This window comes from Salinimicrobium sp. 3283s (assembly GCF_039602225.1).
Classification (GTDB): domain Bacteria; phylum Bacteroidota; class Bacteroidia; order Flavobacteriales; family Flavobacteriaceae; genus Salinimicrobium; species Salinimicrobium profundisediminis.
This window is the reverse complement of sequence record NZ_CP143631.1, coordinates 1,823,599-1,845,955: the sequence shown is the minus strand read 5'-3', so window position 1 is coordinate 1,845,955 and position 22,357 is coordinate 1,823,599. Positions and strand designations below refer to the sequence as shown.

General features: G+C 43.6%; 23 protein-coding genes. 11 read left to right on the top strand and 12 right to left on the bottom strand.

The genetic code is table 11. The features are described from left to right. Window positions 1-15: 15 nt before the first annotated feature. Window positions 16-168: a hypothetical protein gene (locus VS868_RS08120; protein WP_345599802.1), complete on the bottom strand. Its 153-nt coding sequence runs from the start codon at window positions 166-168 to the stop codon at window positions 16-18. A gap of 81 nt (window positions 169-249) precedes the next feature. Between VS868_RS08120 and VS868_RS08115 the strand changes: the two genes are divergently transcribed. Further along, window positions 250-1,194 (top strand): EamA family transporter, encoded by a 945-nt coding sequence (locus tag VS868_RS08115; RefSeq protein WP_345599801.1) that lies wholly within the window; start codon window positions 250-252, stop codon window positions 1,192-1,194. A 78-nt stretch (window positions 1,195-1,272) separates the two neighbouring features. Here the strand turns inward: VS868_RS08115 and VS868_RS08110 are convergent, their stop codons facing one another. After that, the gene (locus VS868_RS08110) at window positions 1,273-1,650 is read right to left on the bottom strand and encodes a hypothetical protein (protein ID WP_345599800.1); all 378 of its coding nucleotides are present in this window, start codon (window positions 1,648-1,650) and stop codon (window positions 1,273-1,275) included. A 203-nt stretch (window positions 1,651-1,853) separates the two neighbouring features. On the opposite strand from VS868_RS08110, the gene VS868_RS08105 reads away from it, so the two are divergent. Next, on the top strand, window positions 1,854-2,972 hold the full coding sequence (locus tag VS868_RS08105) for an alkene reductase (protein WP_345599799.1): 1,119 nt from the start codon (window positions 1,854-1,856) through the stop codon (window positions 2,970-2,972). 72 nt (window positions 2,973-3,044) lie between these two features. On the opposite strand, the gene VS868_RS08100 is transcribed toward VS868_RS08105, so the two are convergent. Next, window positions 3,045-4,604 (bottom strand): aldehyde dehydrogenase family protein, encoded by a 1,560-nt coding sequence (locus VS868_RS08100; protein WP_345599798.1) that lies wholly within the window; start codon window positions 4,602-4,604, stop codon window positions 3,045-3,047. 79 nt (window positions 4,605-4,683) lie between these two features. Beyond that, complete coding sequence (locus VS868_RS08095) at window positions 4,684-5,205, bottom strand: 3-hydroxyanthranilate 3,4-dioxygenase (RefSeq protein WP_345599797.1); 522 nt, start codon at window positions 5,203-5,205, stop codon at window positions 4,684-4,686. Window positions 5,206-5,320: 115 nt separating this feature from the next. Here VS868_RS08095 and VS868_RS08090 point away from each other — a divergent pair, with 115 nt between their 5' ends. The 5 genes from VS868_RS08090 (at window position 5,321) to VS868_RS08070 (ending at window position 12,784) form a co-directional block, all read left to right on the top strand. Further along, on the top strand, window positions 5,321-6,397 hold the full coding sequence (locus VS868_RS08090; RefSeq protein ID WP_345599796.1) for an isoaspartyl peptidase/L-asparaginase: 1,077 nt from the start codon (window positions 5,321-5,323) through the stop codon (window positions 6,395-6,397). Between the two features lie 206 nt (window positions 6,398-6,603). Further along, window positions 6,604-7,092, top strand: a complete 489-nt coding sequence (locus VS868_RS08085; protein WP_266068133.1) for a transcriptional regulator — start codon at window positions 6,604-6,606, stop codon at window positions 7,090-7,092. Window positions 7,093-7,111: 19 nt separating this feature from the next. After that, complete coding sequence (locus tag VS868_RS08080; RefSeq protein ID WP_345599795.1) at window positions 7,112-8,230, top strand: efflux RND transporter periplasmic adaptor subunit; 1,119 nt, start codon at window positions 7,112-7,114, stop codon at window positions 8,228-8,230. A gap of 9 nt (window positions 8,231-8,239) precedes the next feature. After that, window positions 8,240-11,377 (top strand): efflux RND transporter permease subunit, encoded by a 3,138-nt coding sequence (locus VS868_RS08075; protein WP_345599793.1) that lies wholly within the window; start codon window positions 8,240-8,242, stop codon window positions 11,375-11,377. 3 nt (window positions 11,378-11,380) lie between these two features. Further along, on the top strand, window positions 11,381-12,784 hold the full coding sequence (locus VS868_RS08070) for an efflux transporter outer membrane subunit (RefSeq protein WP_266068137.1): 1,404 nt from the start codon (window positions 11,381-11,383) through the stop codon (window positions 12,782-12,784). A gap of 72 nt (window positions 12,785-12,856) precedes the next feature. Here the strand turns inward: VS868_RS08070 and VS868_RS08065 are convergent, their stop codons facing one another. The 3 genes from VS868_RS08065 to VS868_RS08055 are packed head-to-tail and all read right to left on the bottom strand — an operon-like array spanning window position 12,857 to window position 14,514. Then, on the bottom strand, window positions 12,857-13,360 hold the full coding sequence (locus VS868_RS08065; RefSeq protein WP_345599792.1) for a YciI family protein: 504 nt from the start codon (window positions 13,358-13,360) through the stop codon (window positions 12,857-12,859). Next, entirely contained in the window at window positions 13,357-13,842 is a 486-nt protein-coding gene (locus VS868_RS08060) for a CYTH domain-containing protein (RefSeq protein ID WP_266068139.1), read from the bottom strand. The genes VS868_RS08065 and VS868_RS08060 overlap by 4 nt, the downstream gene beginning before the upstream one ends. A 9-nt stretch (window positions 13,843-13,851) precedes the next feature. After that, window positions 13,852-14,514 carry an NAD(P)H-binding protein gene (locus VS868_RS08055; protein ID WP_266068140.1) on the bottom strand — a complete coding sequence of 221 codons (663 nt, stop codon included), beginning with the start codon at window positions 14,512-14,514 and terminating at the stop codon, window positions 13,852-13,854. 139 nt (window positions 14,515-14,653) lie between these two features. On the opposite strand from VS868_RS08055, the gene dinB reads away from it, so the two are divergent. Further along, window positions 14,654-15,751, top strand: a complete 1,098-nt coding sequence (dinB, locus tag VS868_RS08050) for a DNA polymerase IV (protein WP_266068141.1) — start codon at window positions 14,654-14,656, stop codon at window positions 15,749-15,751. A 114-nt stretch (window positions 15,752-15,865) separates the two neighbouring features. Here the strand turns inward: dinB and pyk are convergent, their stop codons facing one another. The 5 genes from pyk to VS868_RS08025 form a co-directional block, all read right to left on the bottom strand. Further along, a complete protein-coding gene (gene pyk / locus VS868_RS08045) occupies window positions 15,866-17,296 on the bottom strand; it encodes a pyruvate kinase (RefSeq protein ID WP_266068142.1) in 1,431 nt (476 codons plus the stop codon). Beyond that, complete coding sequence (locus VS868_RS08040; protein ID WP_345599791.1) at window positions 17,296-17,784, bottom strand: IPExxxVDY family protein; 489 nt, start codon at window positions 17,782-17,784, stop codon at window positions 17,296-17,298. The genes pyk and VS868_RS08040 overlap by 1 nt, the downstream gene beginning before the upstream one ends. A gap of 108 nt (window positions 17,785-17,892) precedes the next feature. Further along, on the bottom strand, window positions 17,893-18,630 hold the full coding sequence (gene rnc, locus VS868_RS08035; RefSeq protein WP_345599790.1) for a ribonuclease III: 738 nt from the start codon (window positions 18,628-18,630) through the stop codon (window positions 17,893-17,895). An 8-nt stretch (window positions 18,631-18,638) separates the two neighbouring features. After that, window positions 18,639-19,892 (bottom strand): beta-ketoacyl-ACP synthase II, encoded by a 1,254-nt coding sequence (gene fabF / locus VS868_RS08030; protein ID WP_345599789.1) that lies wholly within the window; start codon window positions 19,890-19,892, stop codon window positions 18,639-18,641. A 17-nt stretch (window positions 19,893-19,909) separates the two neighbouring features. Further along, window positions 19,910-20,146 carry an acyl carrier protein gene (locus VS868_RS08025; RefSeq protein ID WP_013069791.1) on the bottom strand — a complete coding sequence of 79 codons (237 nt, stop codon included), beginning with the start codon at window positions 20,144-20,146 and terminating at the stop codon, window positions 19,910-19,912. 149 nt (window positions 20,147-20,295) lie between these two features. On the opposite strand from VS868_RS08025, the gene VS868_RS08020 reads away from it, so the two are divergent. The 3 genes from VS868_RS08020 to VS868_RS08010 are packed head-to-tail and all read left to right on the top strand — an operon-like array spanning window position 20,296 to window position 22,353. Then, window positions 20,296-20,898: a phosphoribosylglycinamide formyltransferase gene (locus tag VS868_RS08020; RefSeq protein WP_345599788.1), complete on the top strand. Its 603-nt coding sequence runs from the start codon at window positions 20,296-20,298 to the stop codon at window positions 20,896-20,898. Further along, window positions 20,891-21,373 carry a ribonuclease HI gene (gene rnhA, locus VS868_RS08015; protein ID WP_345599787.1) on the top strand — a complete coding sequence of 161 codons (483 nt, stop codon included), beginning with the start codon at window positions 20,891-20,893 and terminating at the stop codon, window positions 21,371-21,373. The genes VS868_RS08020 and rnhA overlap by 8 nt, the downstream gene beginning before the upstream one ends. 56 nt (window positions 21,374-21,429) lie before the next feature. After that, complete coding sequence (locus VS868_RS08010) at window positions 21,430-22,353, top strand: PfkB family carbohydrate kinase (RefSeq protein WP_345599786.1); 924 nt, start codon at window positions 21,430-21,432, stop codon at window positions 22,351-22,353. Window positions 22,354-22,357 lie beyond the last annotated feature (4 nt).

Here is a 22,357-nt window from a genome sequence, read left to right as displayed (position 1 = left end):
ATTGGGAGGCTGTTCTTAAAAAGACAGCCTCTTTTTTTTCTCTTTTTCTACGGAAGTTTCCTTCCAAAAATGGCATTTTTGAGCAGCTTTTCCAGGAACTCTTTCAGTAAAAATTATGTCTAAAAAGGAAATCAATTTTCCTGCTGAAGATTTTTCAAAACTATCCACAGGAATCCTGTTTTTTTAAGAAAAAATCGCGATAGCTGAAGCAGCCGTTTTATTGCTAAGTTTGCACAGCAAATTTTTAGCATGGGTACCACCAAAAATCCGTTTTTTATAGTTCTGGCCTTTTTCTCTATCTACGTGATCTGGGGTTCTACTTACCTGCTCAACAAGATCGCGGTGACCGAGTTGCCGCCATTCATGCTGGCTTCCATCAGGTTTGCCACAGCGGGGCTACTCATATTCGGGATAAGCCGTGCCATGGGCAAAAGACTGCGAATTACCCGTGCTCAATTCTTCAATACCGCGATTGCGGGATTCCTTTTCCTGGCATTTGGAAACGGCGTGGTGGTTTGGGCTCTCAGGTATGTAGACAGCGGCTTTGCAGCCCTGGTAATTTCGGCACAACCCTTGGTAGTGCTGGTGTTTATGCGCATTTTTGAAGGTAAAAAGATCCTGCCCATGTCTATGGTAGGGGTCGCATTGGGCTTAACAGGTATTTACCTACTCGTGAGCCAGAAGCAGGTCACTTCAGAAGAAAAATCAGTTTTGGGAATTATCATGATCTTCTGCTGTCTTCTTAGCTGGTCTTACGGAAGCCTTTTTGTGGGAAAAGCAAATTTACCAACCAATCATTTTGTCAATACGGGCTATCAAATGTTTGCAGCAGGCATTATTTTAGCAATAGCAAGCCTTGCCTTCAACGAGCCCTGGAGCTCTCCTTTCAACTGGAGCACCCAGGTACAATACTCGATGCTACTGCTCATTATCTTCGGAAGTATTGTAGCATTTACAGCCTTTAACTACCTGCTGAAGGTGATCTCTCCCGAAAAAGTAGCCACTTCAACCTATGTGAATCCGGTTATTGCCATGATTCTGGGCTGGTTCTTCTTAGATGAACAAATCACAAGCCAGTCGGCCATTGCCGCAGCCGTTCTTCTCACAGGAGTATATTTTATAAACACCAAGAAAAAACTGATGGTGCTTTCGCGATTCACAAGCAAAGCATCTACTTTTCTGAAGAAAAATTAGGGGCGGAAAATGCCATTTTTCACCCCTTAGCAGCATTTCCTTTCTTCGGAAATAACCGTTCCTGTTATTCCTGAATCTCTACTTTACCTCCAGATTCTTGTGGCTCACGTTTACCGCATTCTGCTGAATGTCAAAAACCAGGGTCTTCTTGAAATAATCATCTCCCTCCTGGAGATAACTCCCGGTAACCGATTCTTCTTTTCCGTTATTGCGGGTAAACCTGAAGGTGTACTTACCATCAACAGCATCTCCGGGCACCTGTAGAGTGTGAGCTATTTCCTGCCCGGCCGGCAAAGCATCTACCTCAAAACTTACTTTTTCCCCGGCAGTGAAGACCCGCAGGTTTTTAACTGTTTCAGAAGTATTGTTGACAAGTTCCAGTTCCAGAACATGATCTTCGGGGACGCAGGAGAAAAAAAGGCAGACAAACAACAAAAGTGTAAAGATTCTTTTCATTTGAATAGTTGGTTTAGTTTGTTCTAAGATAAAGAATCTGTCACTTTAAAAGAAGTGGTTTTTCTACGGAAGGGTTTTAACAGGCTTAACTTAACATACTTTAACCCTTTCCTTTGACATACATCAATTCTAACCCGCCAGGCCTTTATTACCTTTACACTGTTGAGGATTAACCTCATAACAAGACAAATAAAATTATAGATATGAACAAAGAACAAACACTATTACAACCGTATAATAAAGGAAGTTTGAACCTGAAAAACCGTGTGGTCATGGCTCCCATGACACGAAGCCGGGCCGCAAATGCTGAAAATAAACCTACCGGAGAACTTCAGGGGGAGTATTATAAACAGCGCGCCAGCGCCGGACTCATCATTACCGAAGGGGCTCAAATCTCTAAACAGGCCGTAGGTTATATCAATACCCCGGGGATCCATTCCGAAGAACAAATTCAAGGCTGGAAAGAAGTCACCGATAAAGTTCATGAAGCCGACGGAAAGATCTATATACAGTTGTGGCATGTGGGGCGCATGTCTCACCCCGATTTTCACAACGGAAATTTACCCGTGGCACCTTCAGCCATAAATCCAAATTCAAAATCCTTCACTTCCGAAGGTTTAAAAGACACGGTCACGCCAAAAGAAATGAGCGTGGAGGAAATCAAATCTACCGTGCAGGATTTTAAACAAGCCGCTGCAAACGCCATGAAAGCCGATTTTGACGGGGTAGAAATTCATTCCTCAAATGGTTATTTGCTGCACCAGTTCTTTAATGGAACCTCAAACCAACGCACCGATGAGTATGGTGGCAGCATTGAAAACCGTGCAAAGATCCTTTTTGAAGTGATTGACGCCATTAAAGAAGTAATGCCCGAAGAGAAAATTGGCCTGCGCCTTAACCCTTCCCTGCACGGGATCTTTGGGATGACCATGGATGAAGAAACCATTCCTACTTTTGATTACATCATTAAGAAGCTGAATGATTACAACCTGGCTTACCTTCACCTTTCTGAACCTTTTAATGATGTTTCCGATCTTCCTTTTGCTGAAACTGAGATCGCGAAACGTTACAGGCCTATGTATAACGGGACTTTAATGATCAATACCAACTTTGACCAGGAAAGTGGAAATACCGTTCTGAAAGCAGGCAATGCCGATCTTGTAGCCTTCGGAAAACCTTACGTTTCAAACCCCGACCTGGTAGAGCGGTTTGAACAGGGCGTTGAACTAACCGAATGGGATGAGAAAACCTTCTACACCCCCGGAAAAGAAGGATATTTAGATTACCCGGTAAAAACTGAAAGAGAACCTGCACTAAAATAAGGTTCCAAAAATGCTAAAATAAAGAGGCTGTCTTTCGGGACAGCCTCTTTATTGTTTCAGCGTGTTTAGCTCTTACAAATCAAACTTGATTCCCTGCGCCAGTGGCAGTTCAGTCGTGTAGTTGATGGTATTTGTTTGTCGGCGCATATAGACCTTCCAGGCATCAGAACCTGATTCTCTACCACCACCGGTTTCTTTCTCACCTCCAAAGGCTCCGCCAATCTCGGCACCCGATGTTCCTATGTTTACATTGGCGATTCCGCAGTCAGATCCTTCTACCGAAAGGAATCTTTCAGCCTCTCTTAGGTTGTTGGTCATAATTGCAGATGATAATCCCTGTACCACTCCATTCTGAAGTTCCAAAGCATTTTCGAGATCTCCCGAATACTTCATAATGTATAAGACCGGAGCAAAGGTTTCGTGTTGTACAATCTCATATTCATTTTTGGCTTCAGCAATTGCCGGTTTTACATAGCATCCACTTTCATAACCTTCACCTTCAAGCACCCCACCTTCTACAAGGATCTTTCCGCCTTCTTCAACTACTTTGTCTAAAGCAGCCTGGTAATTTTTGACGGCATCCTTATCAATAAGTGGTCCCACGTGGTTGTTCTCATCTAACGGATTTCCTATTCGTATTTGCTTATAGGCATCAACAATGGCGTTTTTGACCTTATCGTAAATAGACTCGTGGATAATCAATCTACGGGTTGAAGTACAACGTTGCCCACAAGTTCCCACGGCTCCAAAAACGGCTCCAATCACTGTATTTTTAATATTGGCATCGGGAGTTACAATGATGGCATTGTTTCCGCCAAGTTCCAGAAGCGATTTTCCAAGTCTTGCAGCAACTGCCTGGGCAACTATTTTACCCATTCTTATAGACCCGGTTGCAGATACCAAAGGAACCCTTTTATCATTGGTCATCATTTCACCAACTTTGTAGTCTCCAGTGATCAAACAGGAAATACCTTCAGGAAGTCCGTTTTCTGAGAAAACTTTGGCTGCAATATTCTGGCAGGCCACAGAGGTTAAAGGGGTCTTTTCAGATCCTTTCCACACGCATACATCGCCACATACCCAGGCAAGAGCGGTGTTCCACGACCATACAGCTACAGGGAAATTAAAAGCCGAGATCACTCCCACTATCCCCAGCGGATGGTATTGTTCGTACATGCGGTGTCCGGGCCGTTCTGAGTGCATGGTAAGCCCGTGCAACTGCCGGCTTAATCCCACTGCAAAATCACAGATATCGATCATCTCCTGCACCTCTCCCAGCCCTTCCTGGTAAGATTTTCCCATTTCATAAGAAACCAGTTTCCCAAGAGGCTCTTTTAAGCGGCGCAATTCGTCATTAAAATTCCTTACTATTTCCCCTCTTTGAGGCGAAGGCATTGTTCTCCAGGTTTTAAAAGCTTCCTGTGCAGTTTTGATGGTGCGGTCATAATCTTCGCGGGTAGTAGACTTTACTTTTCCAATTAAAGCTCCGTCAACCGGTGAGTAAGACTCGATGACCTCTCCCGAAGAAAACCATTCCTTCCCGGTAGAGGTACCGTTGTTCACCTTGTCTACATTAAGACCAAGATCTTTTAAAGCCTGATTTATTCCGAATTTTTCAGCAATTGCGCTCATTCTTGTTGTTGTTTTAGTATGTTTTTGTTTGGATAGTTGCGAATATAAAAAAATTAAAGAGGAAAGCCTTGTTTAAACCTTACTTCGGCTTTTCCATCACCGTTCCGCAGTTGTTACAGGTGCGCAGTTCCTCACTGTTGTAGAAATGTTCAAAATGCTTCTGAAAATCATTCTCGATATCATTCAGCGGGAAATAGACTTCATATAATTTATTATTACAGTTTTCACAAAACCACAATAAACCGTCTTTAGCATCAAGCTCTATCCTTCTTCGCTCCACCACAAGCCCTACAGAACCCTCTGTACGCTCGGGCGAATGCGGCACTTTTGCGGGGTTGAGATACATATCGCCGGGCCCCAGCTCAAAAGTCCTTTTTTGACCCTCTTCCTGAACGTGCACTTTTATTTGCCCCTCAAGCTGGTAAAACAGCTCTTCGGTTTCGTTGTAATGGTAATCTTTCCGCGAGTTTGGGCCGCCCACCACCATTACAATATAATCTTCGGCCTCGGGATAGATGCTTTTATTGGCCACAGGCGGTTTTAGAAGATCCCGGTTCTGCGCTATCCACTTATTTAAATTAAAAGGTTTTGAAATTGCCATGTCTCTATATTTGAACCCTAAATTTACGCAATCTTTTCCTGAAGCACCACCCAAAGCATTACTTGCTGTGATACCGCTCTTTTTTTATAACTTTCCTGCTGAAAAACTTCCGGTTATGAAAAAAATACTTCTCGTTTTTGCCATTTTTGGCACCCTGGCCTGTAATAATGCTGAAAAACAAAGTAAGGTAGAGGGGGCAACCCCTGAAGCAGCTTCCGAAGAGAAAGATACAGCACCCAACTTTGGGATTGTGATTCACGGTGGCGCCGGCACCATCTTAAAAGAAAATATGAGCGACAGCCTGGAGCAGCAATACCGGGCAAAGCTTGAAGAAGCCATAAGAACAGGACATGAGATCCTGGCCAATGGCGGTACTGCGGTAGAAGCCGTGCAAAGAACCATTAATGTGATGGAAGATTCGCCATTGTTTAACGCCGGGAAAGGTGCTGTTTTCACTAATGAAGGCACTAATGAGCTCGATGCATCAATTATGGACGGCTCTAACCTCAATGCAGGCGCAGTGGCCGGGGTCACTACCATCAAGAACCCCATCAACCTGGCTTATGAAGTCATGGTAAATTCTGAACACGTGATGCTGGCCGGTAAAGGCGCCGAAAGATTTGCCAAAGAACAGGGCATCGAGATTGTAGACCCGCAATATTTTTATACCGAAAACCGGTACAGGAGTCTGCAGCGTATTAGGGAACAGGAGAAAACACAGCTGGACCACGACGATCAAAAAACGGCATTTTTGGATCCCTATATTAAAGATTCCAAATTTGGAACCGTGGGTTGTGCTGCGCTCGATAAACACGGAAATCTTGCCGCAGGCACCTCTACCGGCGGAATGACCAACAAGAGATACAACCGCATTGGTGACGCTCCTATAATTGGCGCGGGTACCTACGCCAACAACAAAACCGTGGCGGTATCGAGCACCGGCTGGGGCGAATTCTTCATCCGCGGTATGGTGGCCTATGATATTTCGGCACTTATGGAATACGGCGGACTAAGCCTGGAGGATGCCGCAAGGGAAGTAATTCAGGAAAAGGTGCCGGCATTGGGCGGAGACGGTGGCATTATTGCAATAGATCACCATGGAAATGTCGCCATGGAATTTAATACCGCCGGAATGTATCGCGCTAAAATGAACCGGGATGGAGACCTGGAAATAGGCATCTACGGCGAGTAATACTCCTTCCGAATACACCTCTTAAAAAGCTGTCTTAAAAGCTCTTAAAATGTCGTTTCTGAAACTTCAGGATGACAACAATAGCTTTTAGGCGGCTTTTTTCATATTCAGGCAGCAGGCATTAACAAAATTTTATAGTTCCTTTAGTTCGGAAATTCCCGAACTAAGTGGTAGTTTTGCAGCTTCAAATTTGAGAAGTTAAAAACGTGGACTTAGAAATTCAGCGAAAGACGCTAATAGAAGAACTGGGAGTACACCTGGAGGAGGACAATCTTGCCCCCCTTGCAGCGCGTATTCTTGCTACTCTTATTCTTGCTGGAAGAAGAGGGGTGACTTTCGATGAGATGGTGTGTGAATTAAGTGCAGGAAAAAGTACGGTTTCTACTCATCTGGATCATCTTCAAGCAACAAACAGGGTAACATATTTTACCAAACCTGGGGACCGCAAGCGGTACTTTGTCATTGACCCTAATCTTATCCTCAACCTAATGGAGGAAATGATCACAAAATGGGACAAAGAGAAAAGGCTACACCTCAAAATTCGGGCATATAAGGAGCAGTGCAATTGCGAAGCCAGGGAAACCGGCGGCTTTCAATTTGATCTGGAATTTCAGGAAGATTTTCTCACTTATTTAGAGGAAACTTCAAACGCAGTAAAAAAATTCAGGGACAAACTTTTATCTAGAAACAATTAAAACAGACAGAAAGCAGAATATGAGAAAACTACACGCTATAGGAATGATGTTAATTGCCTTTATGGCTTTTTCATGCCAGGACCAGCAGGCAGGCGCAGCCCAACGTGGTGCTGCCACTCCTTTTCCGGTTATTGAAGTTCCACAAAGAACCATCACAGGTTTTACTTCATATCCCGTTAGTATTGAAGGTACTGTAAGCAGTGCCGTGAGAGCAAAAGTCCCAGGATATGTTACGCAGGTATTAGTAGATGAAGGAGAAAAAGTGAGAAAAGGCCAAACGCTTTTCAGGCTTGAAACCGAGTCTTTATCACAGGAAGCCGGTGCAGCTAAAGCCAATGTAAATGCGGCACAGGTAGAGGTAGATAAACTACAGCCCCTTGTAGAAAAAGGGATTATAAGCCCGGTACAACTTGAAACTGCAAAAGCAAGACTTGAGCAGGCAAAAGCCGGTTATAGCAGTATTGCTGCAAATATTGGTTACGCCACTATAAAGAGCCCTGTAGACGGTTATGTAGGTGCCATTAATTTTAGAGAAGGAGCGCTGGTTAGTCCGGGTGATCCAACACCACTCACCACTGTTTCAGACATTGATGAGGTTTATGCCTTTTTCTCTATGAATGAAAGAGATTATTTAGACTTCATTCAAAATGCTGAAGGGGAAAACCTTTCAGAAAAAATAGAGAATTTCCCGCCGGTACAACTTCAACTGGTGAACGACAGGATCTATTCTGAAACAGGAGAGATTCAAACCGTAACAGGGCAAATTGATCCATCAACAGGAACAGTGAGCTTTAGAGCGATGTTCCCTAACCCTAACGGTATTCTTGCCAGCGGTAACAGCGGGAGAATTAGAATTCCGCGTACCTATGAAGACGTTCCGGTAGTACCCGAATCTGCTTCCTTTGAACAACAGGGAATTGTGTATGTGTACGCAGTACAGGGAGACAGCCTTGCTACCAGTGCACCAATCGAGGTGCTTGACCGCGTTCAAAATCTTATTGTAGTGGGAGAAGGACTTAAACCTGGCGACAAAGTCGTAGCGCAGGGAGTTGGAAAATTGAGAAATAACACTCCAATTATTCCTCAGCCTGTATCCTTTGACAGTATTGCCACTTCCATTAAACCAATCTTTAAATAAGAACGACTAATGCTAAAGACTTTTATAGAGAGACCTGTACTATCTACAGTAGTCTCGATAGTTATAGTTATGCTGGGAATTTTGGCCATCACCACTTTACCGGTGACCCAATATCCCGATATTGCTCCCCCCACGGTGCAGGTAAATGCCAATTATGCCGGGGCCAACGCAGCTACCGTACTCGAAAGTGTGATCATTCCCATTGAAGAGCAAATTAACGGGGTTGAGGGAATGGACTACATTACCTCTACTGCCAGTAACAACGGTAGTGCAAGTATCAATGTATTCTTTAAACAGGGAATAGACCCCGATATTGCTTCGGTAAACGTACAGAACAGGGTAGCCCGTGCTACTCCTTTACTGCCACGCGAGGTGACTCAAAGTGGGGTTACCACCCAAAAGCAGCAAACCAGTGCCCTCATGTTCCTTACGGTACTTTCTGAAAATGAAGCTTACGACGCTACTTTTATTCAGAATTACCTTAACATCAACGTGATCCCTGAACTTAAAAGGATCAACGGGGTTGGTGACGTGAGTGTGTTTGGGGCCAAGACCTACGCGATGAGGGTTTGGTTACAACCTGAGAAAATGGCCGCCTACAACCTGATCCCTTCAGATGTTATTGGTGCTATTAACGAGCAAAGCCAGGAAGCTGCAGCCGGATCTTTAGGTCAAAATAATGCTGAAGCTTTTGAATATGTTATTAGGTACAGTGGTAGATATAATACCCCCGAAGACTACAATAATATTGTTATTAAAGCCCTTGATGACGGAAGGTTCTTAAAGCTTCAAGATGTTGCCCAGGTAGAACTTGATGCCCAGGGTTATAACGTGATATCTTTCACCAACGGAAAACCGGGGGTGAGTATGGCAGTTTATCAAACCCCGGGATCAAACGCCCAGGAAATTATCGAGACCGTTCACGATAAACTTGATGAGCTTGAAAAAAATTATCCTACCGGACTTAAAACGGTGATCAACTTCGACTCTAACGAATTCCTGAACGCTTCTATAAGCAAGGTGGTAATGACCATTTTTGAAGCCTTCTTGCTGGTATTCCTGGTAGTGTTTATCTTCCTTCAGGATTTTAAATCTACGCTCATTCCTGCCATTGCAGTGCCGGTGTCTATTATTGGAACTTTCTTCTTCCTCAACCTTTTTGGTTACTCCATCAACCTGCTTACGCTGTTTGCACTCGTGCTGGCTATTGGTATTGTGGTAGATGATGCCATTGTGGTTGTAGAGGCGGTGCACGCCAAACTGGAAGAAGGTGCCAAAAATGCCAAAAAAGCGACCCATTCGGCCATGGAAGAAATTGCAGGTGCAATTATCTCTATTACTTTGGTGATGGGTGCAGTGTTTATTCCGGTTACATTTATTTCAGGCCCTACAGGAGTTTTCTACGAACAGTTTGGGGTAACTTTAATGGTGGCAATCGCTATTTCAGCAGTAAACGCCTTAACTCTAAGTCCTGCCCTTTGTGCGCTCTTCCTGAAGCCTCACGACGAAAAAGAAGGAAAAAGAAAAGGCTTTTTGAAGCGCTTCTTTTCAACCTTTAACGTGGCTTTTGATGTCACCACAAAGAAGTATGTGAATTCGGTTTCTTTCCTATACAAAAACAAATGGATAACCGGGGCGATCATTATAGCTGCCATAGGGGGTATCTTCTGGGCTTCGTCTACGACTCCAACCGGGTTTGTACCCGATGAAGACCGTGGGATGATCTTCGCCAATATCGAATTGCCTGCAGGTGCTTCTCTTGATAGAACTGCCGAGGTTACTGCGGAATTGAGCCGAAGAGCACAACAAATTCCCGGAATTAATATGGCTTCTGTAGTAAACGGTTTCAGCTTCCTTGGAGGTGCCGGTAGTAACTACGGAATTGGCTTTATCAAACTAGACAACTGGGATGAAAGGACCGAAGATGGCATGTCGGCCGAAGATATCATAGCAAAACTCTTTGGTGCCGCTGCAGGAATATCTGATGCCAATATTCTCTTTTTCCAGCCTCCAAGTGTACCAGGATTCGGGACCTCTTCAGGATTTGAATTAAAGGTACTAGACCGTACAGGGGGTAGTTTTGAAGACCTTGATGCCGCAACACGAAATTACCTGGCCGATCTTTCAGCCAGACCCGAAATCCTGTACGCCAACAGTTCTTTCAACACCAATTATCCGCAGTACGAGATCGACTTAAATATTCCGAAGGCAAAAGAAGCAGGAGTAGATATAGGTACTATTTTCTCTACGTTGCAGTCTTATATAGGATCTGTATACGCAGCCGATTTTGCCCGCTTTGGAAAACAATACAGGGTTTATGTACAGGCGCTGCCCGAAGACCGGGCCACTGTAGATGATCTCAACTCGATCTTTGTGCGTAACTCCCAGGGAGAAATGGCTCCTATCACGCAGTTTGTAACCCTAAGCAGGGTTTACGGGCCACAGTCGGTTACCAGGTTTAACCTCTTTAACTCGGCCAGTGTGAACGGTGCACCGGCACCAGGATTTTCTTCGGGAGATGCTATTGCTGCCGTACAGGAAGTGGGAACAGGATCTCTTCCGGAAGGATTTGATATCGGATTTTCTGGGCTTACCAGGGAAGAGGTATCGGCCGGAAACCAAACGACTTTCATCTTCTTTCTAAGTGTGCTATTTGTATTCTTTATTCTTGCAGCACAATATGAAAGTTATTTACTTCCGCTTGCCGTACTGCTATCGCTACCGGTTGGGGTAATGGGAGCTTATGTTACCACAGCCCTTACAGGACTGGAGAACAACATCTATTTCCAGATCGCGCTTATCATGCTACTGGGCTTACTTGCCAAAAATGCCATTTTGATTGTGGAATTTGCCGTGCAAAGGCGAAATGCCGGAAACTCAATTGTTGACTCGGCTCTTGGAGCTGCAAAAGCACGTTTACGTCCTATTCTTATGACCTCGTTTGCCTTTATTGTGGGGCTTCTTCCTCTGGTGTTCGCTACAGGAACAGGAGCTGCAGGAAACAGGTCTATTGGTACAGGTGCCGTTGGTGGATTGTTAATAGGTACCCTACTGGGAATCTTTATCATCCCAATTCTATACATCCTGTTCCAATGGCTCCAGGAAAAAATCTCGGGACAACCTAAAGCCGCAAATGAAAACCTATAGAAAATGAGAAGACTAAATATATACAAGTTCATTTTAATTCCCGCGGTCCTGCTATCTCTTCAGTCATGTTTTGTAGCTAAGGAATATTCCAGGCCCGAAGAAGTAGTTGAAAACGAAGCTTACAGAACCGATAATCTGCCTACAGATACTTTGTCTATGGCCAGGATCTCGTGGAGAGAACTCTTTACAGACCCTGTACTGACAAACCATATAGACCGGGCTCTTGAGAATAACATAGACATTCGCATTGCCCTACAGCAAATAGAAGCGGCAGGCGCCTATCTCAAGCAGGCAAAAGCAGCATATTTGCCAACACTGGGAGTTTCTGCGCAGGTAACCCATCAGGAATTAGCACAAAACAGCCAGTTTGGAAGCTTCTTTGATGGTGGTATTACTCAATATGATGCTACCGCCAACCTGTCCTGGGAAGCCGATATATGGGGAAGGATAAGAAGCAATGAAAGGGCACAAAGAGCGGCCTACCTACAAACAGTAGCTGCACACCAGGCTGTGAAGACCAGGTTGGTTGCCAATGTTGCCAACCTGTATTATCAACTTTTGGCTTTAGATGAACAACTGGAAATTACCCGGGAAACGGTGGCGAACAGGATCAATAGCGTGGAAACTATTAGAGCTCTTAAAGAAGCAGGGAATGTGACCGAGGTGGGCGTAAAGCAAACTGAAGCCCAGCTATATCAGGCACAAGCTGTTGAAATAGAACTTGCTAACCAAATAAGGCTTCTGGAAAATACTTTCTCAATCCTCTTAGGAGAAGCCCCTCATGCCATTGTAAGGAGCGACCTTGGACGGCAGGAGCTCAATACCGAACTAAGAACAGGAGTGCCGGTACAGCTGTTGAGAAACAGGCCCGATGTTATTGCGGCAGAATATAATCTTGTCAATGCTTTCCAGCTAACCAATGCTGCACGAAGCAACTTTTATCCGGCATTGCGGCTTAGTGCGAATGGAGGATTCCAGAGTCTGGACCTGGAAGAACTTATCGACACCAATTCCTTGTTTGCAACCATTGTAGGTAATCTTACTCAGCCTATCTTTAACCGAAGAGAGATAAGGACGCAGTACGAAGTAGCCCAGGCCCGACAGGAAATCGCATTTTTAGAATTTAGAAGAGCTATTCTGGATGCCTCCAGAGAAGTTTCGGATGCCCTTTATAATTATGCTGCAGCCGATAGAAAATTTGATTTCAAACAGGATGAGTTTGAGGCCTACGATTTGGCCACTTCTTACTCAGAAGACTTGCTTAACAGTGGCTTTGCAAACTATCTTGAAGTATTGACAGCAAGAGAAAATGCTCTTAATTCTCAACTGGAACTGGTGAATATAAGGTATGATGAGCTTAGTGCCATAGTAGATCTATACCAGGCGCTGGGAGGCGGCTGGGAGTAACTTTTCATGATTGGATTTTTAGTTGTTGGAGTGGCCCCGTTTTTTCGGGGCTGCTTTTTTTTGCTTCAGTTCCTATTTAAGCGCGCTGCCTTTTGCTGCCCACCATGGATAGACTTCAATGGCTAACCTTCCAGCCACAACCATAGGATCAAGCCTTGCCAGGCTATCGGCCATCTCGAAGTTTGGGGTATTATAAACTGCTATTCCTCTAATGTCACCCTCGTCCCCAAACGGACCTGCCATACTGAGATATCCTTCTGAAGCCATTCGCTCAAGATGCGCCAGATGCTCTTGCTGAAGCTTCGCAGCTGTAAGAGAATCCTGGCCTCTATCTTCTCCTCTTTTCAGAAACACTATAAAGTACTGCTGCATGAGCTGCTGCTGTTCCCCTTCACCATATAAAAAAGTCTGATACCCCTGCTTCTTAAGCTCTGCCGCTTCATGTTCAGGATCCCTAATGGTATCGGGCATTCTTGCCTCCACCTCTTCGGGCCCGGGAATACCCCTGGTGTCGCGGCTCTGGTTGCATGATGTGATCAACAAAAGTGCACTTCCTAAAAAGATAAGTTTTTTCATGGTCTTGATATTTGCCATTCCTTAAAAGGAAATTTACTGAGGTAAGAATTGTAGTAACGCTTTTCTCCTGTCACTTCTTTACCCAGCCAGGCCGGCCTGGAAAATTCCTCATGTTCAGATTGGAGCTCCACTTCAGCCATTAACAGGCCTTCATTAAGGCCGGTAAACTCATCGACTTCAAAAATGTGCTCACCTACTTCAATTTCATACCTGAATTTCTCAATGACACCTGGCTCACAAAGCTTCAGCAGTTCTTCGGCTTCAAAAAGGGGAATTTCTTTCTCCCATTCAAAACGCGAGAGGCCGTCACTGCTACTCCTCCCCTTTATGGTCAAAAAGCCTTTATCTCCCTTGATTCGTACCCTCACCGTTCTGTCGGGTGCCGAGTTGAGATAGCCCTGCACGATTCTGGTCTTGTTTCGGACTTCCTCTTTAAAATCCGGGGCCTCTAAAATGAGAAATTTGCGCTCTATTTCCTGCATGTGTAATGGTTAACGATAACTTTCGGCAATTTCCCTAATTTCCGAAGATTTTATACAGGTAGCTGAATATTTATTGTTGGCCACGTAAATCATGGCATCGGCGATCTTTCCGGCAGGAATGCTCCTGTACTTTTTAAGAGGGCCTACAAGCAGGTGGTTACCCACACTCATGGCCTTTTGCCACGCGGCTTCAAAAGGGCGTTTTTCATCGCGTTTCCCGGCGATAAGGGAAGGTTCAAAAATGTAAGTTTCGTCAATACCCTGCGCCTTTACGTCGCGTTCCATTTCTCCTTTTGTACGGTTGTAGAAAAAGCGGCTTTCCTCATCGGCTCCCAGTGCTGAAATCACCAAAAACCTTGAAATTCGGTTCTTTTGGGCCAGTTTTGCGGCATTTACGGGAATTCCGTAGTCAATTTTGTGATAAGTATCCTCATCGGGCGTTTTCGCCTGGGTGGTGCCAATACAGCAGTAGACTTCATCGGCCACAAAATCATCTGCGTGTTTTTCCAGTTCGAACAGGTCAATTAAATGTTCTTCAATTTTGTCATTTTTGACACCTGCGGTAGAGCGGGAGAAAAGTTTGATCTTGTCATAGCGCTTATCCTCAAGCAGCCTTTCGAGCAACTCTCCCCCTGTAAGGCCTGTGGCTCCCAATATAATAGCAGTTTTCATAGTTTTTTCTTTTTTTATGAAGGTAGCAGATTTCTGTTTCAAATCAAAGGGAGTCAAAAATGGCATTTTGAAACTTATTTTTTCTTCGGAAGTAGCGCCATTTCAAACTTGAAGCTGAAGATTCACTAATTTTACAGCGATGGAGGAGATCATACAGCGGAAGATTATTCACGTAGACATGGATGCGTTCTATGCCTCGGTAGAACAGTTAGACAACCCAGAACTGCGCGGTAAACCTATTGCAGTGGGCGGTAGTTCGCAGCGCGGCGTTGTAGCGGCGGCAAGTTATGAAGCCCGCAAATTTGGGGTGAAAAGTGCCATGAGCAGTGTGCTAGCAAAGCGCAATTGCCCCGATCTCATCTTTGTAAAGCCAAGATTTGAACGCTACAAGGAACTTTCACAGCGCATAAGGAATATTTTCTTTGAGTATACAGATCTTGTAGAACCTTTATCGCTGGACGAGGCTTACCTTGACGTGTCCCAGAATAAAAAAGGCAATCCAAGTGCCACTATGATCGCCAAAGAAATTCGGCAGAGAATAAAAGAGAAAACTGGTTTAAATGCTTCCGCAGGGATATCGATCAATAAATTCATTGCCAAGGTAGCCAGTGACGTCAACAAACCCAACGGACAAAAGACCGTAAACCCCGAAGAGGTGGAGGCTTTCCTGGAAGACCTTGAAATAAGGAAGTTCTACGGTGTAGGCAAGGTCACTGCCGAAAAGATGTACAGGCTGGGCATCTTTACCGGAAAAGACCTCAAAACCAAACCTCTTGATTTTCTCAATGACCACTTCGGAAAGAGCGGGGAATACTATTATCAAGTAGTGCGGGGAATTCACAATAGTGAAGTAAAACCTTCACGAATAAGGAAATCTTTGGGTGCAGAGCGCACTTTTGAAGAGAATATATCTTCAGAAGTATTTATGCTGGAGCGGCTGGAGAATATTTCCGAAGAAATTGAGCGGCGCCTTACCCGGAGTAAGGTTGCTGGAAAAACGATCACCCTAAAGATAAAATACAGCGATTTTACGCTGCAAACCCGCAGTAAAACGCTGTCTTACTACATCTCTTCAAAAGAATTGATCCTGGAAGCCGCAAAAGAGCTGTTGTACCAGGAAAAAATGAGGGAAAGCGTGCGCCTGCTGGGAATTTCCCTGTCTAACCTCAATACCGATAAAGCGGAAGAAAAAGAGGAGAAGAAGGAAATTGCAGTACAGCTAAAGTTTGATTTTTGAAGGAGTGGGAAGTGGAGAGAAGATTCCATAAAGAAAAAAGCCACAGATCTTTGCGATCTATGGCTTTTTAAAATTAATTCTCAGTACTCAATACTAAGTACTCAATACTAAATATTATTCAATTTCTGAAATTCTCAACGTATTCACCATTCCTTTACTGGTAATAGGCATGGCTGCGAGGTTGATGGTGAAATCACCCTTTTCAACAAATTTATTTTCTGAAGCAATCCTGTTGATATCATCAATAGTCTCGTCTGTACTTACCATTTTATCGTAGTAAAACGCACGTACCCCCCATAAAAGGCTTAATTGATTAAGGATCCTTTTATTAGAAGTGAACACAAGAATATTAGATTCTGGTCTCCAGGCCGAGATCTGGAAAGCTGTATAACCACTATTGGTCAAAGTACAAATAGCTTTAGCTTTGATCTCATTGGCCATATGGGCAGCGTGGTAACAGATAGATTTGGTGATGTATCTCTTGGTACGCACGTGAGGTGGCTCATGAGGTACTTTAATAAGCGGTGAATTCTCAACGCTCATAATAATTTGGCTCATTTTTTCAATCACCTGCACCGGGTAATTACCTACTGAAGTTTCTCCACTTAACATCACGGCATCGGCCCCGTCCATTACAGAGTTCGCCACGTCGTTCACCTCGGCCCTTGTAGGGGTAAGGCTGGTGATCATGGTTTCCATCATTTGGGTAGCAATTATAACCGGAATACGGGCTTTTTTAGCCTTTAGCACCAGTTGCTTCTGAATAAGCGGAACTTCCTGTGCAGGAATTTCCACTCCCAGGTCACCGCGCGCTACCATTAGTCCGTCGCAATAAGCCACGATCTTGTCGATATTATCAACACCTTCAGGCTTTTCGATCTTGGCGATGATTGGGATCTTGTGATCTGTATGTTCTTTTATTAAATTCTGAAGTTGAATAAGGTCATCGCTGTTTCTTACAAAAGAAAGTGCAATCCAGTCTACACCCTGCTCAACTGCAAAAATGGCATCCTGAATATCTTTTTCGGTAAGGGCCGGAAGGGAAATCTTTGTATTAGGAAGGTTAACTCCTTTTTTAGATCTCAATGGGCCTCCCTGTATCACTTTTGCAAGAACCTCATCTTTTTGGTTGGTAGACACCACTTCAAAGATAAGTTTACCATCATCAAGAAGAATTCGCTCTCCGGCTTTTACATCCTGAGGGAATTCATCGTAGTTCATGTAAACCCTGGAAGCGGTACCTTCAAATTCTTCACCGGTGGCAAAGGTGATTTCATCTCCTTTGGTTACCACCACTTCTTCCTTCATCTTCCCTACCCTTAATTTGGGTCCCTGCAGGTCACCAAGTATGGCCGCGGTAAAGCCATTTTCTTCATTTAGTTCCCTTATAAGCTTTATGCGTTGTTTTACATCTTCATAATCGGCGTGAGAAAAATTGATCCTAAACACGTTTACACCTGCATGCATCATATCTCTCAAAACGTCTTTCGAACTCGTTGCTGGCCCTAGGGTGGCCACAATTTTAGTCTTTTTCGTATTCGGCATTAGTCAAAAATTATATTTTCTTTAGTTTTTATGTGATGAAAATCAACGGCATACGCCGTAGAAACCTGTGGGATCTCGAGGATCAATGCGTTGAGCATCTTTAAAGATACCGCATCCAGTTCATCCTCGATCTTCAGCAAAAAATCTACCTGCTTAAATTCTGGTAATAGAATTGATTTTTGGACAGCCAGTTCATCCCCAAAAAAAAGAGAGTCCTTATTAGAACCCGTTCTTCCTTCCCGCCTGGCAACGTTACTTACCAGGTGATAAGTACAATATTGCCGTAGATCTTCATAGATAAAATGCGCAAAATAGTTGCTCTCATTTCCTTTATGAAGATCAATATCCTTTGGCGTTCTGGCTAATTTAAGGCCTAAATGTTTGTTCAACAGGTAAGCCAGCTTGTACTCTTCTACCGAAGAATGTACTGCAAGTAGCTTGTAGGGCTGTTCAAAAACGTCATTTAAAACCAGTTTATGCGCCGGCATATGATTTTACATCAAAGGTTAAAGATAATTATTGCATCGCAGAAAAGTAATTTTTTGGGGTATATTTTCAGAATATCTTACGAAAACGTTATAGTTTCTGCTATATTTTTAAGGGTGGTCAATTTTGCTCTGCAGGGCATAATATGCCCTTTTGGATGCTTTTTCTTCGGCTTTCTTCTTTGAAGTCGCCCTGGCTTTAGCCACAACTCTGTTCTCAATCCTTAATTTTACAGCAAAATGTTTTAACTCGTCTTTTCCTGTATCTTCATAGACTTCAAAGCTAAACTCTTTCTTCTCCTTTTGGCACCACTCGATTAAGAGTCCTTTATAACTTATAACCGTGCCTTCCAGTTGCTCGATATCTACATAAGGCTCAATCACCCTTTCATAGATGAATTTTTTGGTATACCTGTAGCCTCTATCAAGGTAAATGGCACCTACAAGGGCTTCAAAAAGGTTTCCATGGATGTTTGTGCCAAACTGCTCTATGGGGATATTAGTCTGAATGTGTTTGATCAACTCGAGATCTTTCCCGAGCTCATTCAGGTGCTTACGGCTTACAATCTTGGAGCGCATTTTTGTGAGGTAGCCTTCGTTACCACTGGGCACTTCATTGAACAGGTGCGAAGCTATAACAGCACTTAACATAGCATCTCCAAGAAACTCCATCCTTTCAAAATTGATGGCGTTGCCCTCTGCATCTTTCTTGTTTAAAGACCGGTGGGTGAATGCTTTTTTGTAGTGTGCAATATTGCGGGGTTTGAACCCCATTATCCTTGTCAATTCCACAAAAAAATTCCCGCCTCTGGAAGAGCGGGAATTTAATATGTTTCTTATTACACTCATGGAAGGATTTACTCGTCCAGTTTTTTGAACAAAACGCAGGCATTGTGACCTCCAAAACCAAAAGTATTGCTCATAGCCACTTTCACATCTCTCTTCTGCGCCTTATTAAGGGTAAGATTTAATTCGGGATCAATATTTTCATCCTGAACTTTGTGATTGATTGTAGGTGGTACAATTCCATGTTTCATTGCGAGAATAGAGGCAATTGCTTCTACAGCTCCCGCAGCACCCAACAGGTGACCTGTCATGGATTTTGTAGAGTTGATATTAATATCTTTGGCATGTTCTCCAAACACCTTCTTAATAGCCTTAAGTTCAGCCACATCACCCAACGGTGTTGATGTTCCGTGTGTGTTGATGTGATCTACATCTTCCGGTTTAAGTTCTGCATTTCTAAGGCAATTCTCCATTACAGCCACTACTCCTATTCCTTCCGGATGTGGGGCAGTCATGTGGTGGGCATCCGAAGATAACCCGCCTCCAAGTACTTCTGCGTAGATCTTCGCTCCTCTCGCTTTTGCATGTTCATATTCTTCAAGAACAAGTGCGCCTGCACCTTCACCTAAGACAAAACCATCTCGTGTTGCATCAAAAGGTCTTGAAGCAGTCTCGGGACTTTCATTTCTTGTTGAAAGCGCATGCATGGCATTGAAACCGCCCATTCCGGCAGGAGCAACTGCCGCCTCGCTTCCCCCTGTTACTATTATATCACTGTGGCCCAACCTAATATAATTCAACGCATCTATAAGCGCATTGGCTGCAGATGCACATGCTGAAACTGTAGTATAGTTGGGACCCATGAAGCCGTGCTTGATGGAAATATTTCCCGGAGCAATATCGGCAATCATTTTAGGGATAAAGAAAGGGTTGAATCTCGGTGTTCCGTCTCCCTTACCAAAAGCCAAAACTTCATCCTGAAAGGTTTCGAGACCTCCAATCCCGGCACCCCAGATAACTCCTACACGAAGCTTATCAATAACATCGAGGTCCAGCCCCGAATCTTTGATAGCCTCATCGGAAGCTACCAGGGCGTACTGGGCGAACTTGTCAAGCTTCCTGGCTTCCTTTCGATCAAAATAATCTTCAACCTTGAAGTTTTTGATCTCGCAAGCGAATTTAGTTTTGAATTTCTCGGTATCAAAATAGGTAATGGGTGCAGACCCGCTTTTACCATTCACCAGGGCTTCCCAGTATTCCTCAATGTTATTTCCAATGGGGGTAAGGGCACCTAATCCAGTTACTACAACTCGCTTCAACTCCATAAGGATATGTTAGTTTTTTATTTTTTTGCGTCTTCAATATAAGAGATTGCCTGACCCACAGTAGCAATGTTCTCTGCCTGGTCGTCTGGAATCTGAATATCAAATTCCTTCTCGAACTCCATGATCAACTCTACAGTGTCTAATGAATCAGCGCCCAAGTCGTTGGTGAAGCTAGCTTCGTTTACTACTTCATTCTCGTCAACTCCTAACTTGTCAACGATAATCGCTTTTACTCTTGATGCAATGTCTGACATAACTTGTGTTTTTAATTTTTAATTTAAGTGGCAAAAATAAAAAACTTTATTTTAAAACCTGTTTTTACTTTAAAAATGTGAATGTAAATTACATAATTTCCGCCTAAAGCCAGTATTTTTACCTGCCAATAATTGTTAACACCCTACGCTTGCAACAAGTAAAAAATTCCAGAAAGAACAAAATTGTGATCTTTGCTTCGGGTAATGGATCAAATGCCGAGAACATTATTAAGTACTTTCAGCAAAAAGACACTGCAGAAGTTGTCGCGGTTTTCTCCAACAACCGCAGGGCAAAAGTACTGGAAAGAGCACATAATCTGGGTGTAAAGGCCCTGCATTTTGACCGCCAGGCGCTTTATCATTCCAATGAGGTACAACGTTTATTGATTGATATGAACCCAGACCTTATTGTACTGGCCGGCTTTCTTTGGATCTTCCCTACCAATATTCTGCAACACTTTCCTAATAAGGTGATCAATATTCATCCAGCTCTTCTTCCAAATTACGGCGGAAAAGGTATGTATGGCATGAATGTTCACAAAGCCATACATGAAAATAAGGAAGTGGAAACAGGTATAAGTATACATTACGTCAATGAAAATTATGACGAGGGAAAAATGATCTTTCAGGCTACCACTGCTATTAAACCTGAAGACTCGGTAGAAGATATTGCCCACAAGATCCATGAACTGGAACAGGAACACTTTCCGAAGGTAATAGAAAACCTCTTACTCCCTGCTAAGAATGATTGATGCTAATGTTCACATATATACCGATGGGGCAGCCAGGGGCAACCCGGGGCCCGGCGGTTATGGAATTGTAATGGAATGGGTAGGAAAACCGTACCGCAAGGAGTTTGCAAAAGGCTATAAACACACCACCAATAACAGGATGGAGCTGCTCGCAGTAATAGATGCCCTTAAAAAACTGAAAAATCCCGATACACGGGTGGTCGTTTTTACCGACTCAAAATATGTTGCCGACGCTGTAGAAAAAGGCTGGGTTTTTAACTGGGAGAAAAAAGGTTTTAAGGAGCGAAAGAATGTGGACCTATGGAAAGAATTCCTGAAAGAATATCGCAAACACAAGGTGAAATTCCAGTGGATAAAAGGCCACAACGCACATCCTCAAAATGAACGCTGCGACAGTTTGGCTGTAGAGGCCTCAAAAGGAAAACGCCTTTTAATAGACACAGGATTTGAAGGAGACTCGAAAAGCCTTTTTTGAGTATCAGGGCTTGAAAAACAAAAACGTATATTTGCACCTCATTTTTAAAGAACGTTATGAATAAATTATTGATAGTGGGCACGGTCGCCTTTGATGCCATCGAAACCCCTTTTGGTAAAACAGATAAAATTCTTGGTGGTGCAGCCACTTATATTGGTCTATCTGCAGCACAATTCGATATTAAAAGCGCTATAGTATCTGTGGTAGGAGAAGATTTTCCGCAGGAATATCTGGATCTGCTAAAAAACAGGAATATCGACCTTAGCGGCACTGAAATAATTAAAGGCGGAAAAACCTTTTTTTGGAGCGGTAAATACCACAACGACCTTAATTCCCGAGACACGCTTGACACGCAATTAAATGTACTTGCCGATTTTCAGCCGGTGGTGCCCGAAGATTTCAAATCTCCCGATGTGGTGATGCTGGGAAACCTTCACCCACTTGTGCAGCTTAGTGTTCTTGAACAAATTGAAAGACCAAAGCTGGTAGTACTTGATACTATGAACTTCTGGATGGACAATACCTGGGATGACCTTATGAAGGTAATTGGCAAAGTAGACGCCCTTACTATTAATGACGAAGAAGCAAGGCAGCTTACAGACGAGTATTCTTTGGTGAAAGCTGCCCGTAAGATCGCCGAGATGGGACCTAAATATGTAGTTATTAAAAAAGGGGAGCACGGGGCTTTACTGTTCCATAACGAACAGATCTTTTTTGCTCCTGCCCTTCCGCTAGAAGAAGTTTTTGATCCTACAGGAGCGGGAGATACTTTTGCTGGGGGGTTCACAGGATACCTGGCGCATACAGGGGATATCTCGTTCAAAAACATGAAAAATGCAGTGATCTACGGCTCTAATCTCGCCTCCTTCTGTGTAGAAAAATTCGGGACCGAAAGAATGCAGAACCTCAAAAAAGAAGAAGTGCATCAACGCCTGGAAGAGTTTAAATCCTTAACACAATTCCAAATCAAACTTACTTAATATT